Here is a 16,182-nt window from a genome sequence, read left to right on the forward strand (position 1 = left end):
ATTAGGTTTATTTTATCATGACTATCATTTTATTGCATGAGAAAACGAGGTTATAGACTGATATACTACATATTGTAAGTAAGCTTAACCTATTTATGTTTAATTTTTGACACATATATCACGACCAGAAACATTAAAGTTCTATAAATTAAATCAAAATTAAGTAAAGTTCTAAGTATGTCTTTATAATCATTCCAAACTCATGTAAAATAAATATATATACTTTTGAAGGGAGTGCGATTAGAAATCATAACACTGTTTGGCAATAAAACCATTTAACTGTTGTCCCGCTGTGCCTAATCGCAAATTAATAACTATGTTTTCAGAATTTAAAACATTTATCATGCGTGGTAATGTGCTCGATTTAGCCGTTGGTGTCATTATTGGTGGTGCATTCACAGGGTTAGTTAAATCATTGACCACTAACCTAATCTCACCAATTATTGGTTTCTGTACTGGTGGTACGACTGATCTTGCCAATCTTGAATTAATAATTACTAAGCAACTTACATTTAAATATGGTGCTTTCATCAATGATTTCATTAATTTCTTGATCACAGCCTTTGTTGTATTCATGATTATCAAAGTCATAAACCGTGTACTACGTACCAAAAAAGTCGAAGAAGAAGTGCCCGTTAACCCTGAATTGGAAATACTTTCAGAAATTCGTGATTTGTTAGATGCTCAGAAAAAAGCATAACGTTCGTGTTTTGTTCCAAAACTACCCATTCGCTGTCCTTGTCGTTTGGGTAGTTTTTTTGTATAGTTAATGAGTTATTAAATTATTGGAGGTCGTTATGGTGATTATTACGGCGGGCATGATTGGCGTTGGCAAAACAACCTTAACTGGATTAATTGCTGAACATTTTGGTACAAAAGCATTTTACGAACCTGTGGGTGACAATCCTGTCCTCCCACTTTATTACTCAGACCCAAAGCAGTATGGTTTTTTGCTACAAATTTATTTTTTAAACCGTCGTTTTGATATGATTAAACGTGCACTAGCAGATGACAATAATGTCCTAGACCGTTCAATTTATGAAGATGCCCTATTTACATCTGAAAACCACAAAGATGGTAATATTACAGATTCTGAAATGACTGTCTATACTCAGTTACTTGACAATATGATGTCAGAATTACAGCAGTTACCAAAAAAAGCACCTGATTTAATGGTATATGCCGAAACTGATTTTGAAACGATTTTATATCGTATTAAAAAACGTGGACGTGATTATGAACAATTTGAGGGTAATGACGATTTGCGGCAATATTATTTCCGCATGTGGTCAGCATATCAAAATTGGTTTAATTCATATGATGCCTCACCAAAAATCAAAATTGATCTACAAACTTATGACCTAGAGAATGAAAAAAACCAACAGATTATTCTTCAACAAATTGAAGATGCTTTAAAAACTATTCGTTAATAAAAAACACATTTCAAATTGAAATGTGTTTTTTATTTGACCAGTAATTTCAAAGCTGAACGAATATAACCGTCAGTAGTGTCATGATTAGCAGCCAGTTGTTTCTCAAGTTTTGCAACTTCCTTTGCGCTGTAGCCTAACGACTCCAAGGCTTCTAATGCATCAGTTAGCGCTTGATTTGTTTTTGCTTTAGAAGCTGGCATACCAACTGAAACTGCCATGTCATCCAACTTACCTTTCAAATCAAGTACAATTTGCTGAGCCGTTTTTTTACCAACCCCAGGAAATTGCATTAAATAGGTCGGATCTTCATTAGCTATGGCATTAACTAGTCCTTCTGAATCACCATTCGCCAAAATTGCCAATGCACTTTTAGGTCCAATGCCTGACACGTTGATCAATTTATTGAATAAAGCCTTTTCATTTTCATCAATAAAACCATATAATGTGAGCTCATTTTCACGAACTACTTGCTCTACATATACGTGTGATTCAACGTTTTGCTCAAATCGATAAGGATTTGCCACAAATAATTTATAGCCAACACCACTACGATCGGCAATCACTAAATAAGCCGGATAGATATTCGTAACAAGTCCATTGATATATTCGTACACCCTTTGTCTCCCTTAACTGGTTTATGCTAATTTATTATTCAATGAATTAGCCTGTAATAGCACAAGAAAAATACGTCACACACAATGACCTGACGCATTTATTTGTTGATTAATAAGATATTACCGCTCTCGTTTAATGAACATAGCATCCCCAAAACTAAAGAAACGATATTTGTCATTAACAGCATGCTGATAGGCATTTAAAATATTCTCGCGCCCTGTAAAAGCAGCTACCAACATCACAAGTGTTGATTTTGGTAAGTGAAAATTAGTGATGAAAGCATCAACCATCGTCCAGTGATAACCTGGCTTAATGAAAATATCAGTCCAACCGGAGTCCGCTTGTAAATGGCCATCAAACTTTGAGCCAATTGTTTCCAACGTACGAATTGATGTAGTTCCTGTAGCAATAATACGGCCACCATACTCATGCACTTCATTTAAAGTATCGGCCGCTTCTTGACTAAGTTGATAAAACTCAGAATGCATCTTGTGATCTTCGATGTTTTCTTCTTCAACTGGTCGGAAAGTGCCTAAACCAACATGTAATGTGAGTTCTACTGTCTTAACCCCTTTTTGACGAATTTTATCCAGTAATTCCGGTGTCCAGTGTAAACCAGCTGTTGGTGCTGCAGCAGAGCCTTCAACCTTTGAATAAACTGTCTGATATCGCTCTTGATCGGCGAGCTTTTCCTTAATGTATGGCGGCAAAGGCATTTCACCTAATTGCTCCAACAGTTCCATGAAAATACCTTCATAATGAAATTCGATATAACGGCCACCATGCTCAAGTTCACCAACAATTGTAGCTGTCATTATTGGGTTATCAATATCATCACCAAACACAATTGTTGATCCGACAGGTGATTTTTTTGCTGGCTTAACCAACGTTTCCCAAACATCGCCATGATCTTGACGCAATAATAAAACTTCTGCATGTCCCCCAGTCTCTGGACGAGCACCGTGCAGACGTGCTGGTAATACGCGAGAATTATTCATGACAATGGCATCACCTGGCGCAACATAGTCTAAAATATCGTAAAAATGTTTGTCTTCATAACTCCCAGTATCAGCATCGAGTACCAACAAACGTGATGAATCACGTTGCTTCAATGGTGTTTGCGCAATTAAACTTTCTGGCAAATCATAATCAAAATCTGATAATTGATAATGTTGTTCTTCTGTCATATTTCTCCACCTGAATTACCCTTCATACCGATTAATTTTTCAAATTCAAACCCAGTTTGCGTTACTTGTTCTTTCTCCGCTGATGACAAAACCTTATTCACATTAGGAATATTGAATTTTGTCAAAACATCTGCATAAGTTAAATTATTTTGATTAAGATATGCCACCAATAATGCCAATTCATGGCGTTGTGTAGCAGTTGGTTTATTAATTGTAATTGTTTCATCAAAGGCACGTTCAATTAACCGATCATAGCGCTTGTTTTCTGATTCAATATGATATTCTTGTGCTATGATTGCTTTATTTTTAACTAACACAGCGTCCAACTCATCTAATGGCATTGGTTGTCCAAATGGTCGTGTTTGCATTAAAGCAGAATCCAATGATACATTTACCATCCCTGCTGATCGATATTCTGCCTCATGAATATGTCCATGGACCGATATTAAAGGATATGGCACATCAATGGCGTAATGACTTAACCACACCGTATGACCATTGATTTTCAATATTTTTGCTGTTTCTACCACTTCAATTAATTGTGTTGCCGGCTCTTTTAATGCTGCCTTTAATTGATCTGAATGATCATGATTACCTTTGAAAAAAATCTTTTGGCCATTCAGTCGAACAAGTTGTGCCACAAAGGCTTGCTTTTTGCTAAACATGCCCAAGTCGCCAAGAAAATAGACCATGTCTTCATTGCCAATGGTTTCATTCCATTTCTTTTCAAGATACTCATCCATGTTTTCAATGGTTGGCTCTATGCCTAACGCCCGCAGTGAATCAGCTCGTGATTTATCAAAATACAAAATTTTTTCATGATTAAAATGCGTATCTGAAATAATATAATCCATTAAAGTTCCTTTTGATAGGGTACATTGAGATGTCTATATGCGGATTCTGTCACCACACGACCGCGTGGTGTCCGTTGCAAAAAACCAATCTGTAACAAATAAGGTTCCACCATTGATTCAAGGGTTTCAGCCTCTTCACCAATATTAGCCGCTATTGTACTTAGACCCACTGGTCCGCCATTATAATAATCAATCATCGTACCTAAAAATTTGTGATCCGTTTCATCTAAACCACGATTATCAACACGCAATTTATCTAAGGCAATGTCAACAATTCCCTTATCAATGGCATCTTTACCCTGAACTTGTGCAAAATCACGTACACGTTTCAACAATCGATTGGCGATACGTGGTGTACCACGCGACCGTAGGGCAATCTCGTAGGCACCTTCTGGTTTGATAGGTGCGTTAAAAATATCTGATGAACGTACGACAATTTCTTGCAGTTCATCTGATGTATAATATGCCATCGCATTGATAATACCAAACCGATCACGTAATGGCTTAGAAAGCATCCCTGGACGTGTTGTCGCCCCGATGAGAGTAAACGGTGGTAAAGGAAAATGAACCGCACGTGCCGTAGGACCTTGTCCCACCATAATATCAACAAAATAATCTTCCATGGCTGAATACATAATTTCTTCGATGTTAGTTGGTAACCGATGGATTTCATCAATAAACAAAATATCCCCTGGTTCTAATTCATTGAGTAACGCAACTAAATCACCAGGTTTTTCAATGGCAGGTCCAGATGTTGTTTTAATGTTAACACCCATTTCATTAGCAATAATCATTGCCAATGTTGTTTTACCTAATCCGGGTGGTCCAAAAAGCAACACATGGTCTAATGCCTCTTCACGCTGCCTAGCCGCTGAAATATAAACACTTAATTCATCTTTTAAGGCAGCTTGACCTATATATTCACGCAAAAATTGTGGTCGCAAAGAAAGCTCATCATGTTGTTCTGTGGCATTGGCAGCCGCATCACGCAACAGTTGATCAGCCTCACTATTCGTCTCATACCATTGATTAAATTGTGGTTCCTGTTGATTTTCCATATCTTTAATTTTAACACGTTTCCGCGCGTTTCATGACCTCAACAAACACTAAATTTCTGACTTCATGCGTACAAAAATATTGCCTGATAGACAATACAAATTAACGTGGCACTTCAACAGTTAAATCAGGCAATAATTGATGCGTTCGTGTATAAAAGTTAACAACATAACTTTTGTCACTAGCAGTCAATACGGCGTACGTGCCACCTAAAGCAGCCCGTGGCCCTTTTGGAATAGTTGTTGATCCTGGATTAATAAATAATTTATGATCAAAAATTGTAGCACCATCGATATGCGTATGTCCAAATAACACAACTTGTGCCTTAGCCTTATTGGCTGCTTGATTCATTAAGTCGAGGTTTGCCCAAGTATTAGCTTTTGTGGCACGATATAAGTGACCATGTGTCTGGAAAAAAGTGACCCCATCAATTGTAACCACTTGATCATCAGCAAATTGATCATCATCATCCATATTTCCTATTACGGTTGATACGCCGTGAAAGACATCATCAGTTGCTGGCAACTCAGAATCACCATTATAAAAAACACCATCTACTTGATGATGCCATTGCTTTAATATATCAACAAGAATCGCACGGTCACCGTGAATATCTGAAACAATTAGAAATTTTGACATGCTGACTATTTTCCTTCCAACCATCGAGGTAACTTTGCCATCAACGCCTGCAAAGCAAGTCCTCGATGACTCACTTTATTTTTTTCTTCACCAGTTAATTCCGAGAAAGTTTTACTAAACTGCGGTACAAAGAAAATTGGGTCATAACCAAAACCGTTATTTCCACGTCGTTGGCTAGTTATGTCGCCGTCAATTTGTCCATGAGTAACTAGCGTTGGCTTATTTGGCCCAACCAAAACTAATACACTATTAAAATGTGCCTGCCTATTTGATGTATCGCCCAATTTATCTAATACTTTGTCAATATTTGCTTCATCATTATGATCACCAGCATAACGTGCTGAATAGACACCAGGTTCGCCATTTAAAGCATCAACTGATAAGCCAGAATCATCTGCCAAAATATAGTCATTTGGTGCTACTTGTGCGATAGTCATCGCTTTTTTAGTGGCATTTTCCTCAAAAGTCGTCCCATCTTCAATAATTCCCGGTACATTATCTCCCAATTCACGCAATGGCACAACCGTTAGGTCTACCTTAATATCAGTAAGCATTTTTTTGAATTCTGAAATTTTATGCGCATTGTTACTGGCAATAATTAATCTAGGCATTATTTACCCTCCAAATGTTGTGCTTCACCAGTACCAATAATATTCAAATGACGTACATCAAGCTCATTATGACGTTCTAGCCACTGTGTGGCAATCAATTTAAACATTTCTGGGTCACTGGTTGTATAATAAGTATCATTATCATGTTGATATTTAATTTCTGATTTTAAGTCATATGTATCAAGATAGCTGCTAATTAAATTAACAGTTTCACGTCCTGCATCAATCAGTTGGACTTCTGGTCCAACCGCTACTTGAATAAAAGATGCCAGTAATGGAAAATGTGTACAACCTAATATCAATGTATCAATGGCCGTTTCCTTAAAAGTTGCTAAATGCTCGCTCACTACCTTTTGAGCTATAGCCGTTTTGTAGTGATTACTTTCAACGAGTTGAACAAAATCCGGTTCAGCCTGTGACATCAAAGTAATATCTTGTCCATAATCAGCAATTTGGTTTTCGTAAGCTTTGGAATTAACCGTGCCCGCCGTTGCTATTAAGCCAATCTTTTTATTTTTTGTACGTAACGCAGCAGCTTCTGCACCAGGTTGGATAACCCCAATGACTGGAATTGATAGTTGCAGCTGTAACTGTGGTAACGCAGCAGCTGTAGCTGTATTACAAGCGATAACTAATAATTTAATATGTTTTTCTGTCATCAAATAATTTGCCATTTGAAACGTATAGGCAATGACTTCATCAACAGGACGTTGCCCATAAGGCATTCGTGCTGTATCACCAATAAAGATAAATTGTTCGTTGGGTAATTGTTTCTGTGCTTCTTTGATGACAGTTAAGCCACCCACGCCAGAATCCACCATACCAATTGGATTATTTTTATTCATATCTATAATTATGAACGGAAAAACCAAGAATGCAAGTTTTTCATGCTTAAAATTTGGTATAATAAAGTTCTGAAAGGTTTATATAAACATATGAATATCAACGATTACAACAAAATTTTACAAACTAATTTTCAAGTCAATAGTTTTGCCTTGACGCTTCTTCGGGATGGGTTACTTAAAAACCTATTACAAGAGGATTATCCTCATATTCTTTATTGGGCTGGTAAAGAAATTGCACGCCAATTTCCAACAGATACCTTATCCTCAGTGATTGAATTTTTTGAGCATTCTGGATTCGGTAACTTAGAGATTGCCTCACAAGATAGTAAAAATCAGCGTTGGTACTTAACCGGTGAGCTAGTAAAACAGCGTATATCTCTTGATAAAACAGCCGATTTCAGTTTGGAAGCTGGTTTCTTAGCACAGCAGCTTGAAGTACAAACAGGTGCCATTGCTGAAGCGACTTTCAAATTAATGAAGAAAAATGAAGGTGTCAGCTTTGAAGTTGTGACTGATTTGAATGAAACAGTCGATGTCTCAGATATCAAACAACGAGTTGCCAAACGTGAATCTTTCCTAAAACAAACTCACGACACCGTTGAACACGCTAAAATTGTGACTATTCCGAACGATTACGACATTTCGCGTGAACAATCCATTACAGATTCATTGCTTGCTTTTAATTTTGACGACACCGTTTTACCTACTGATGATTCATCACCATTAAGTGCCTTATCTAGTGGTGACGAAATAGATCCATTTAATATTCCAACTGTACCAAAAAAAGATTCACAATCGCCATTTTCATAAAAATAAAAAACACCTTCCGGTGTTTTTTTATTTGAATTCAGATAAATTATCATCAGTAGGTATTAAATTTTGCCATTCACGAGTCAAATAGCGATCATTTATATGATAATTTGTCGACTGATAACCATCAGTTAAGAATGGCTTAATATGCCGATCAGCAGCTACCCAACCATTCCAACCCATATGGATTGTATCTTGCATGAAATACTTTTTATTCCCCTCATGAGAGAAGTCAGCAATATTATTAAAGCCCTGTGATGTTAATTGTTGCTTAACTTTATTGACACTTTGATAATACATTTCTTTATTTAATCCAGTATAATTTGCCCATTTTTGGTTAACTGGTTGAATAACAAATAGTACGTCTGTATGTTGTTTTGCAAATTCAGATAACACAGCTTGAAAATCAGCGTATTCTTCTGATTGACGATAGTCAAATTGCTTTTGAGAATTAGCCAATTTTTTGACATTGTTTTTAACACGATATTTATAGAACGAGTTTTTAATACCAAATGAATTATTTGTTGTCTGTGCTTTACCAATACGTGTTGCTTCATGCAACAATGAATATTCATCATCCTGCTCTGGTAAATGTTTCATTGCTGGTATAACTTTTTTGTTCCAATTATTAGATACCGTTACATTTGAAAACAGTTGATCTTCTCGCAACAATGTATGATATCGTAACGCAATAATTTTCTTATCGTGAGTTGATAGTAATTTGTTTCCACTAATTTTTGTCACCAAATTAGCATAAAATGGACTATTTTTGATTCTAGCTTCTTGCAACAACTCATGAGCTATATAACGATCTGTTGGTGTAATATGTTGAATACTTTTTAACCAATTTAACGTTTGCAATGGTGAATAAAATTCTGAAAAAGCCAACTTACTTTGCTTTTTGGTAAACCATTGCTGAGATACAACAAACACAGCTTGCTTTTTATGCAATGCCGGCTGCATTTCTTGCATACTTAAATAATGCGTTAATGACTCTGTTCCCGCTTGTCCTAGTAAAAACGGACGATAATTCCGATCATACTTTTCAGCTAACATTGTTGGATGCATTGTATCTAAACGTAACAGCTCACTTGATCCGAAAAATGGTACATAACGCATTTGCTTATCACTAAATGCCGCTGTTTTAATTGTCTGTCCCTTAACAACATCTTTAGAAAAGGATACTGATGCATCTTGAATATTCTTTTGTGTGGTGTGATTTAGGGAAAATGGTGCTAAAAATAATGCGCCAATTAAAATAAACGCTACTAGCACCGGTCCAAAAACCCACCAAAGCCCCCGTTTTTTCATTGTGTCATCCGATCAGTGACTCGACTTTGTTAACAACTTTATTAGGTGTGTTCCATTCATTACGATCAAATTCAGATACGGGTGCTTGAATATCGAACTTACCTTCTAAATCAAGCAATAATTCGACTGTTGCCATTGAATCTAGTAAGCCACTTTCAAAAAAATCATCATCCATTTGGTCACTAATATCTTCACCAATAATTGTGTTCAAAATATCAATTACTTCTTCTTTTACTGCCATTATTTTTTCCTCTTTCTTCAAATACTACCAACTAAAACCATTCTATCACAAATCATTGGAACCACAATTTATCTAAAAATCCTAGGAACAATAAGAAACTGATCATAACAACATGGAAAGTGATAATAATTGCAAGTATCTCTGTAAACTTATTATGTGGCACGTTATGCTTTTTCTTATATCGTAACCACGCATCATTTATAACTAAGCCAACACCATGGAACAACCCATAAGCAATATAGTACCATGTTAATCCATGCCAGAATCCCATTATCAACATATTAGCAATATAAGCAATATTTGATATGGTTACACGACTTTTAAACCACTTCTTTTTCATCATCAAGAATACTAGGCGCATAAAGATATAATCTCTGAACCAAAATGATAATGACATATGCCAGCGATTCCAAAAATCTTTCAAATTTTTCGCTAGGAACGGCTTATTAAAGTTCATTGGTAACTCAATGCCCATAACGTAACTTGTTGCCACAGCAAATAATGAATAACCAGCAAAATCAAAGAATAAGTATAAACCATCAACATACATTACAGCAATCAACCACCATGACCATCCATGATGTGCACTTGCAGATAATATAGTCAAATGTTCTACATGAGGTAATAGCAATGTACCCAGAATATATGCCAGAATAAATTTATATAAAAATCCTAGGAAAAAGTACCAAACAGCTTTTTCAAGCATAGCTACATATTTTTCACGCGTTGGTACAGTGACTATATCTTTCACAAAACGACGGTACCGATCAATTGGTCCTGATGAAATGGCTGGCATAAATAGCATAAAGCGTAAAAATAACCAAGGATCAAAATCTTTAATCGAACCATCACGTGTTTCCATAATCATAGCAACAGAACGGAATGTCAGGTAAGAAATACCCATAAATCCTAGTAATGTAGACACATGCGTCCAATTTGCTGCCGGGGCAATTTTAATCAGAGCTAGAGGTAGAGCACCTAGGAACGTTGCACCATAAAAGACCCAACTGTTATTTGACTTTTTTCGGTATAACGTATACGCCCATACCAGTAGCCACTGCCATATCATGTATATGACAAGTGCGTAGCCTTCATGATACTTTGACCCGTTAAACATAAGGAAAATAAAAACAAGCGACACAATCACTTCATACAAAGCAAAACGTTTCCCAAAGTACAAACCAATTGCTAATGGGGCTAACGCTAATAACAAAATGATAAAGTATTTTGGATCAGCATAGGGTTGTATGTTAAGCATTACCATTCACCTCAGTAATCAACCCTTTCAAATCGATCTTACCATTAGGTGTAAGTGGTAAGCTTTCTCGATACATAAAACGATTAGGAACCATATATGGCATCATCACGTTCTCAAGCTCTAACTTAATGGCTTGCGTCAATTGAATAGGTTTTTCAAAATGATGGGTATTTGCAACGATAATAGCCAATAATTGCTTAACTTTGCCATCTGCATCATAGCGTGGTACTGCGACTGCTTGTTCAACCCATTGGCTTTGTTGTAATTGTTGAGCAACTTCTTCTAGTTCAATGCGGAATCCATGCAATTTAATCTGGAAATCACTGCGACCTTTATAGTGTAACAAGCCATCTGCATCCTTTACTGCAAGGTCCCCTGTCCGATATGCTTGCACACCATCAATTGTTGTAAAGGCGGCGGCTGTTTTTTCAGCATTATTTAAGTATCCCTTTGAGACAGAAGGACCGGCAATAACAATTTCACCAGCTTGCCCATCGTCAAGCAAGGCACCGTCAGCATCACGGATTGTGATTGTTGTATCGTTTTTAACATAACCAATTGGCATCTTATCATTTTGTGCGATAATTTTTTTGGTAATTTCTAAACTAGTAACCGCGACAGTTGCTTCAGTCGGTCCATATGTATTGTATACTTTTGTATCTGGAAAACGATCAAGTAACTTCTCTGCTGTTGTTTTGGTGAGTACTTCACCGCAGAAATAAAAAGCCCTCAGGTTTGGATGTGTTGTTTGATTAAATTCAGGATCTAACAATGCCACATCTGCAAATGATGGTGTAGACACCCAGCGATTAAGTTCAAGGGTTGGCAACGTAGTAAACAGTGTTTTGAAATCATCTGAAACATCCTTGGGTACGGCTTTTAAAGTACCTTGTGATAATAAAGTTGGTACCCAATCCATGACAGATAAATCAAATGAATATGGCGGTTGTGATAATACATTGCTTTCAGCATCCCAACCAAAATCATCCCCCAGCATCCAATTGGCAAAACTCAGTAAATTATTGTGTGAAATTTGCACACCTTTTGGCTTACCAGTAGTACCCGATGTAAAAATAATATAAAAATTATCATTTTCAGTTACAGGATGTGTTAACTGATATTCTGCTGGCGTATCGAATATATCTTTTAATTTTGAGCTGTTAATCACTGGTACATTCTCAATATTAATTGGTAATTTATCAATAGCTATAACTAATCCTGGTTGTCCTATTTCAAGAATATCTAATAACCGCTCGTCTGCTGAGTTAACATCAACCGGTATATAGGCGTGCCCTGATTTAACACTACCTAGAAAACTAGCAATCATAGCAAATTGCTGGCCACCATAAATCATAATAGGTGCCTTGTCAGAAATATTTGAATTATCAATAAAGGCAGCTAAATGATCTGAAACTACTTTTAATTCCTCGTAAGTGTGTGTATCACCTAATTCATCATAAGCAATACGTTTACCATTTGATTGCGCAAATTGGTCAATGACCTTGATGACATTGTTAATAACCATGATTCATTCCCCCAGTTAAAATTCGTTATAAATAAAGTGCCCACCACCAACACCTGAATAACTATATAAATAAACAAGTATTAAGATAATAACAAAATAGAATAATGACCGACTAATAAAATTAACCACTGGCCGCTGAAAAAAACGTTGAAACATGCTCTGTCTCCCCCGAGTCTTTGATTTTAATGTATAATCAACATAGTAAATAGTAAAATATGCTATGAAGAACAATTGAAACTATTATAGCATAGTTGACTCAGTAAAGTAAAAAGTATTATGTTGTGAGATTAATAATGATATTGGAGTAGTAGCATGGCAACCTATTTAATGAACTTGATCCTAAACTGGGATCAAAAAATATATCAAAAAAGAACGATGCAAGCTGTTAGAATTGCTATGAAGCAAACGCTCCCAATATTAGCAATTGATGTCTATCTAAGATTGATATTTAAACTTTTTTTCTCACCTGATTCTCTTTTTGCTAATGTATTCAATGTTCATTTATCATTTTTTCATTCAATTGCCAATCCCACTCAGTCACAATTTGCCTTAAGTATACTTGATACCATTGTAGTTATGGTTTATGTCACTAGTCTGACGCACAGTTTCCTTACGGTTAGAAATGTTAAACATGTCATTGTCCCTATTTTAACAAATGTCGTTGCAACTTATTTTTTACTTGTTGAGAAATATCAAATTCCTGATCACAGCACCATGCAGTATTTACTATTAACTGGTGTTACTTTATTTAGTAGTCAAAGTTACAATTGGTACCAAAAGCGAATGAATCCCAATGTACAACCCTATGCCATTCGGTATTTATTATGGTCTGGCTTTATCATCATGTTATGTGTTAGCGCTCATCCAATTGTGCAACAATCAAATATACAAATTTGGTTATCTGAAATCTTATATCAACCATTTTTCACGTCATTTATTGGTCTGCTGCTAGTTGCTTTATTAACACCTATTCTCTTCGTACTTGGCTTACGTCTACCAACAGAATTAATGAGCGACCAAACAACACTTAATGTTGTCGTGTTAAACTTAGATACGATGTTAAGTCATGCAAATGTACTACTGCCTTTCCCAGAAAATCTTTATAGCACTTATGGTGCTTTTAGTTTATTTGGCGGTATCGGAAATAGTTTAGTCATCAGTATTTTATTATTATTTGCACATTCAAAAAGGCACCGACAATTAGGGCTTATTTCGTGGTTTCCAAGCTTATTTAATAATAATCAACTACTATATAATGGGTTGCCGATGTTTTTGCGTCCTCTCATACTAGTGCCTATGATTTTAGTCAGTATCATGAGCATAACAATTAGTTACCTCACCATTGCTCTACACTTAATGGCGCCACCAGTATTTATGACACCAGTTGGTATGCCAACCATATTGACCCCTACTTTAGCTAGTAACAGTCACCTTAGTGCCATTATTGTCACTATCATTATTTTTGGTTTATCTATTTTAATATACAAACCATTCATTAAACAACTGACCATGGAGGAATTAAATGAAAAATAAAATCATATTAGGCATCAGTCTAGTATTCCTCATTATTTTAGGCATATATGGTAATCACTGGGTTACTCAAACAAGTACTAACCAAGCTAAAATTCAGAATTCACGTATGACACCCATTATTTTCATTCCAGGCTCTAGCGCTACTATTAATCGCTTTGACCAGTTATTCTCATTACTCAATGAAACACCACCAGCACATAGTGTCTTAAAAGTGCAGGTGGATCGTAACGGTAAACTAACTTATATAGGTAACATTAATGCCAACGATCAGCAACCGTTTATTGTTGTTGGGTTTGAAAATAATGATGATGGCTATAATAACATCAAAAAGCAAACTAAATGGTTAACAACCGCCTTAACGTCATTGCAAGAACGCTACCATTTTAAAACATTTTCAGCCGTTGGCCATTCTAATGGCGGTCTCATTTGGACAAATTACCTTGAAAAATATTATGATCGCCAAACTTTTAACTTACCAACTTTAATGACTTTAGGTACACCTTTTAATTTTTCAGAACCCTCATTACAACAACGTACTGAAATGTTAAAAGATTTCATCCAAGCAAGTGACAAATTACCGCCTGATTTAACAATGTTTTCAATTGCCGGTACTGACGATTATACAAATGACGGTCTCGTGCCAATTCAAAGCGTTATCGCTGGTAGATACATTTATCAAAAACGCATCAAAGCTTATACACAAATCACCGTTTCCGGTGATAATGCGCAGCACTCGAATTTACCAGACAATCCCGAAATTGTTAAATTGATACAAACTAATATTATCAATCCCTTAAATGCACAAAATAAATAAAAAAAGGTTACCACAAGAATTTCTTGTGGTAACCTTTTTGTTTACTTATCTTGTCCACGCCTTTTATTAGCCTTACGTTCAGCTCGCATATCTTCTCGTTTTGATACACGTCGGTCCATTTGGTCCTGACGCTTAATTGCACTTTTAATACGGCGCTTATAACCTGGTTTAACTATTTTTTTCTTCTTTTTCACCATACCAACCATTGTTGGATCAAGCTTTTTTGTTGTGGCAACACGTTGCTTACGTGCACGACGATCCTTAACATCAGTAAATTCACCATTTTCGATGCGCTTGGCTTTAAAGTTGATGCCTAATGCCTCTAACTCAGCAACTTCCGCTTCTTCATCAGGTCCATATAACGTAATAGCTAATCCTGGTAACCCATTACGTCCGGTACGACCAACACGATGGACAAAGAACTCAAGCTCATCAGGAATCTCGTCATTAATTACATGAGAAACACCTGCAATATCAATTCCTCGCGCTGCCAAATCAGTTGCAATCACATACTGATATTCCAAATTTTGAATAGCCTTCATGACGCGACGACGTTCACGCGGTTCAATATCACCATGAATTTCTGCTACTTTTAATCCGCGACCACGTAAGTTTGATGCAATGTTTTTAACACGTTCTTTAGTATTGGCAAAAACTAAAGCTAAATAAGGATTACCAGTAGTCAAAACCTGATAAATCACGTCATTTTTATCTTTTGATTTAGTGGCTAATAACCAATTATCAATTGTGTCAGCAATAACCGTTGACACTGGGATTGATTCAAAATGAGGATTATCTAGATACTTTTTTAAGAAAGGTTTGAGCTTTTCTGGCATAGTTGCACTGAATACTAAAGTTTGTAGAGCTTCTGGCATGGCACCTGCAATGAAATCTACTTCACTTAAAAATCCCATATCTAGCGTCATATCAGCTTCATCTACAACTAATTGCTTAACGGCATGTAACTTCAATGCCCCAGATGTAACTAAATCTTTAATTCGCCCTGGTGTACCAATGACAATTTGTGGTTGTTGCTTCTCAAGTTGCTTAATTTGTCGTAATTTATCTGTACCCCCGACAAACTCCGAAATGGTAATGTTTTGGTCTAATTTTTCGGCAAAAAGCTTTGTTGCCTTAGTAATCTGTGCAGCTAATTCACGAGAAGGGGTTGTAATCACTGCCTGCACATAATGTTGATCACTTTCTAATTGATTAAAAATTGGTATCAAAAAAGTATGTGTCTTTCCTGAACCAGTCTGTGATTGTCCAACCACATCTCGTCCTTGTAATACATCAGGAATTAATTTTGCTTGCACTGGTGTTGGTGTTGTAAAACCTATCGCTGTTAATACACTAATAATTTCTGGTTTTAAGTTAAATTGTCCAAATTGGTTTGCAGCTTCTGCCATCAATTTTCTCTACTTTCAGTCTTATCAAACGATACCCTCAT

The 16,182-nt window shown here is 36.2% G+C and carries 18 protein-coding genes; 5 read left to right on the forward strand and 13 right to left on the reverse strand.

Translation table 11 applies throughout. The annotated features are described in order from the left end of the window. Positions 1-316 precede the first annotated feature (316 nt). Both mscL and FGL89_RS02170 read left to right on the forward strand, forming a co-directional pair. Positions 317-700: a large-conductance mechanosensitive channel protein MscL gene (gene mscL, locus FGL89_RS02165; protein ID WP_014974041.1), complete on the forward strand. Its 384-nt coding sequence runs from the start codon at positions 317-319 to the stop codon at positions 698-700. 97 nt (positions 701-797) lie between these two features. Then, complete coding sequence (locus FGL89_RS02170) at positions 798-1,430, forward strand: deoxynucleoside kinase (protein ID WP_014974040.1); 633 nt, start codon at positions 798-800, stop codon at positions 1,428-1,430. 32 nt (positions 1,431-1,462) lie between these two features. On the opposite strand, the gene ruvA is transcribed toward FGL89_RS02170, so the two are convergent. The 7 genes from ruvA to racE form a co-directional block, all read right to left on the reverse strand. After that, complete coding sequence (ruvA, locus tag FGL89_RS02175) at positions 1,463-2,047, reverse strand: Holliday junction branch migration protein RuvA (RefSeq protein ID WP_014974039.1); 585 nt, start codon at positions 2,045-2,047, stop codon at positions 1,463-1,465. 120 nt (positions 2,048-2,167) lie between these two features. Then, the gene (gene queA, locus FGL89_RS02180; RefSeq protein ID WP_014974038.1) at positions 2,168-3,235 is read right to left on the reverse strand and encodes a tRNA preQ1(34) S-adenosylmethionine ribosyltransferase-isomerase QueA; all 1,068 of its coding nucleotides are present in this window, start codon (positions 3,233-3,235) and stop codon (positions 2,168-2,170) included. Continuing rightward, positions 3,232-4,089: a metallophosphoesterase family protein gene (locus FGL89_RS02185; protein ID WP_014974037.1), complete on the reverse strand. Its 858-nt coding sequence runs from the start codon at positions 4,087-4,089 to the stop codon at positions 3,232-3,234. Before FGL89_RS02185 ends, queA begins: the two co-directional genes overlap by 4 nt. Further along, a complete protein-coding gene (gene ruvB / locus FGL89_RS02190) occupies positions 4,089-5,147 on the reverse strand; it encodes a Holliday junction branch migration DNA helicase RuvB (protein WP_014974036.1) in 1,059 nt (352 codons plus the stop codon). The genes FGL89_RS02185 and ruvB overlap by 1 nt, the downstream gene beginning before the upstream one ends. Positions 5,148-5,247: 100 nt before the next feature. After that, entirely contained in the window at positions 5,248-5,784 is a 537-nt protein-coding gene (locus FGL89_RS02195) for a YfcE family phosphodiesterase (RefSeq protein WP_014974035.1), read from the reverse strand. A 5-nt stretch (positions 5,785-5,789) separates the two neighbouring features. Next, a complete protein-coding gene (locus tag FGL89_RS02200; RefSeq protein WP_014974034.1) occupies positions 5,790-6,395 on the reverse strand; it encodes an XTP/dITP diphosphatase in 606 nt (201 codons plus the stop codon). After that, complete coding sequence (racE, locus tag FGL89_RS02205; protein WP_014974033.1) at positions 6,395-7,240, reverse strand: glutamate racemase; 846 nt, start codon at positions 7,238-7,240, stop codon at positions 6,395-6,397. The genes FGL89_RS02200 and racE overlap by 1 nt, the downstream gene beginning before the upstream one ends. 90 nt (positions 7,241-7,330) lie before the next feature. Here racE and FGL89_RS02210 point away from each other — a divergent pair, with 90 nt between their 5' ends. Then, positions 7,331-8,050, forward strand: coding sequence for a YslB family protein (locus FGL89_RS02210; protein ID WP_014974032.1), 720 nt, complete (start codon positions 7,331-7,333; stop codon positions 8,048-8,050). Between the two features lie 27 nt (positions 8,051-8,077). Here the strand turns inward: FGL89_RS02210 and dltD are convergent, their stop codons facing one another. From dltD to FGL89_RS02235, 5 genes are read right to left on the reverse strand one after another with little or no spacing between them, the layout of a single operon-like run. Further along, positions 8,078-9,361: a D-alanyl-lipoteichoic acid biosynthesis protein DltD gene (dltD, locus tag FGL89_RS02215; RefSeq protein WP_014974031.1), complete on the reverse strand. Its 1,284-nt coding sequence runs from the start codon at positions 9,359-9,361 to the stop codon at positions 8,078-8,080. Positions 9,362-9,365: 4 nt separating this feature from the next. After that, positions 9,366-9,602 (reverse strand): D-alanine--poly(phosphoribitol) ligase subunit DltC, encoded by a 237-nt coding sequence (gene dltC, locus FGL89_RS02220; protein WP_014974030.1) that lies wholly within the window; start codon positions 9,600-9,602, stop codon positions 9,366-9,368. Positions 9,603-9,654: 52 nt separating this feature from the next. Continuing rightward, complete coding sequence (gene dltB / locus FGL89_RS02225; RefSeq protein ID WP_014974029.1) at positions 9,655-10,860, reverse strand: D-alanyl-lipoteichoic acid biosynthesis protein DltB; 1,206 nt, start codon at positions 10,858-10,860, stop codon at positions 9,655-9,657. After that, a complete protein-coding gene (gene dltA, locus FGL89_RS02230; protein ID WP_014974028.1) occupies positions 10,853-12,385 on the reverse strand; it encodes a D-alanine--poly(phosphoribitol) ligase subunit DltA in 1,533 nt (510 codons plus the stop codon). Before dltA ends, dltB begins: the two co-directional genes overlap by 8 nt. Before the next feature lie 15 nt (positions 12,386-12,400). Beyond that, complete coding sequence (locus FGL89_RS02235) at positions 12,401-12,541, reverse strand: teichoic acid D-Ala incorporation-associated protein DltX (protein WP_014974027.1); 141 nt, start codon at positions 12,539-12,541, stop codon at positions 12,401-12,403. Between the two features lie 156 nt (positions 12,542-12,697). Between FGL89_RS02235 and FGL89_RS02240 the strand changes: the two genes are divergently transcribed. Further along, positions 12,698-13,918 carry a PTS sugar transporter subunit IIC gene (locus FGL89_RS02240; RefSeq protein WP_014974026.1) on the forward strand — a complete coding sequence of 407 codons (1,221 nt, stop codon included), beginning with the start codon at positions 12,698-12,700 and terminating at the stop codon, positions 13,916-13,918. Beyond that, on the forward strand, positions 13,908-14,732 hold the full coding sequence (locus tag FGL89_RS02245) for an alpha/beta hydrolase (protein ID WP_014974025.1): 825 nt from the start codon (positions 13,908-13,910) through the stop codon (positions 14,730-14,732). The genes FGL89_RS02240 and FGL89_RS02245 overlap by 11 nt, the downstream gene beginning before the upstream one ends. A gap of 41 nt (positions 14,733-14,773) precedes the next feature. On the opposite strand, the gene FGL89_RS02250 is transcribed toward FGL89_RS02245, so the two are convergent. Next, the gene (locus FGL89_RS02250; protein ID WP_014974024.1) at positions 14,774-16,141 is read right to left on the reverse strand and encodes a DEAD/DEAH box helicase; all 1,368 of its coding nucleotides are present in this window, start codon (positions 16,139-16,141) and stop codon (positions 14,774-14,776) included. Positions 16,142-16,182 lie beyond the last annotated feature (41 nt).

Source organism: Leuconostoc carnosum, assembly GCF_007954525.1.
Classification (GTDB): Bacteria; Bacillota; Bacilli; order Lactobacillales; family Lactobacillaceae; genus Leuconostoc; species Leuconostoc carnosum.

Excerpts from the sequence above, each read along its gene's own strand:
- mscL (WP_014974041.1), top strand. The coding sequence starts at position 317 with ATGTTTTCAGAATTTAAAACATTTATCATGCGTGGTAATGTGCTCGAT.
- FGL89_RS02170 (WP_014974040.1), top strand. The coding sequence starts at position 798 with ATGGTGATTATTACGGCGGGCATGATTGGCGTTGGCAAAACAACCTTA.
- queA (WP_014974038.1), bottom strand. The coding sequence starts at position 3,235 with ATGACAGAAGAACAACATTATCAATTATCAGATTTTGATTATGATTTG.
- FGL89_RS02185 (WP_014974037.1), bottom strand. The coding sequence starts at position 4,089 with ATGGATTATATTATTTCAGATACGCATTTTAATCATGAAAAAATTTTG.
- ruvB (WP_014974036.1), bottom strand. The coding sequence starts at position 5,147 with ATGGAAAATCAACAGGAACCACAATTTAATCAATGGTATGAGACGAAT.
- FGL89_RS02195 (WP_014974035.1), bottom strand. The coding sequence starts at position 5,784 with ATGTCAAAATTTCTAATTGTTTCAGATATTCACGGTGACCGTGCGATT.
- FGL89_RS02200 (WP_014974034.1), bottom strand. The coding sequence starts at position 6,395 with ATGCCTAGATTAATTATTGCCAGTAACAATGCGCATAAAATTTCAGAA.
- racE (WP_014974033.1), bottom strand. The coding sequence starts at position 7,240 with ATGAATAAAAATAATCCAATTGGTATGGTGGATTCTGGCGTGGGTGGC.
- FGL89_RS02210 (WP_014974032.1), top strand. The coding sequence starts at position 7,331 with ATGAATATCAACGATTACAACAAAATTTTACAAACTAATTTTCAAGTC.
- dltD (WP_014974031.1), bottom strand. The coding sequence starts at position 9,361 with ATGAAAAAACGGGGGCTTTGGTGGGTTTTTGGACCGGTGCTAGTAGCG.
- dltC (WP_014974030.1), bottom strand. The coding sequence starts at position 9,602 with ATGGCAGTAAAAGAAGAAGTAATTGATATTTTGAACACAATTATTGGT.
- dltB (WP_014974029.1), bottom strand. The coding sequence starts at position 10,860 with ATGCTTAACATACAACCCTATGCTGATCCAAAATACTTTATCATTTTG.
- dltA (WP_014974028.1), bottom strand. The coding sequence starts at position 12,385 with ATGGTTATTAACAATGTCATCAAGGTCATTGACCAATTTGCGCAATCA.
- FGL89_RS02235 (WP_014974027.1), bottom strand. The coding sequence starts at position 12,541 with ATGTTTCAACGTTTTTTTCAGCGGCCAGTGGTTAATTTTATTAGTCGG.
- FGL89_RS02240 (WP_014974026.1), top strand. The coding sequence starts at position 12,698 with ATGGCAACCTATTTAATGAACTTGATCCTAAACTGGGATCAAAAAATA.
- FGL89_RS02245 (WP_014974025.1), top strand. The coding sequence starts at position 13,908 with ATGAAAAATAAAATCATATTAGGCATCAGTCTAGTATTCCTCATTATT.
- FGL89_RS02250 (WP_014974024.1), bottom strand. The coding sequence starts at position 16,141 with ATGGCAGAAGCTGCAAACCAATTTGGACAATTTAACTTAAAACCAGAA.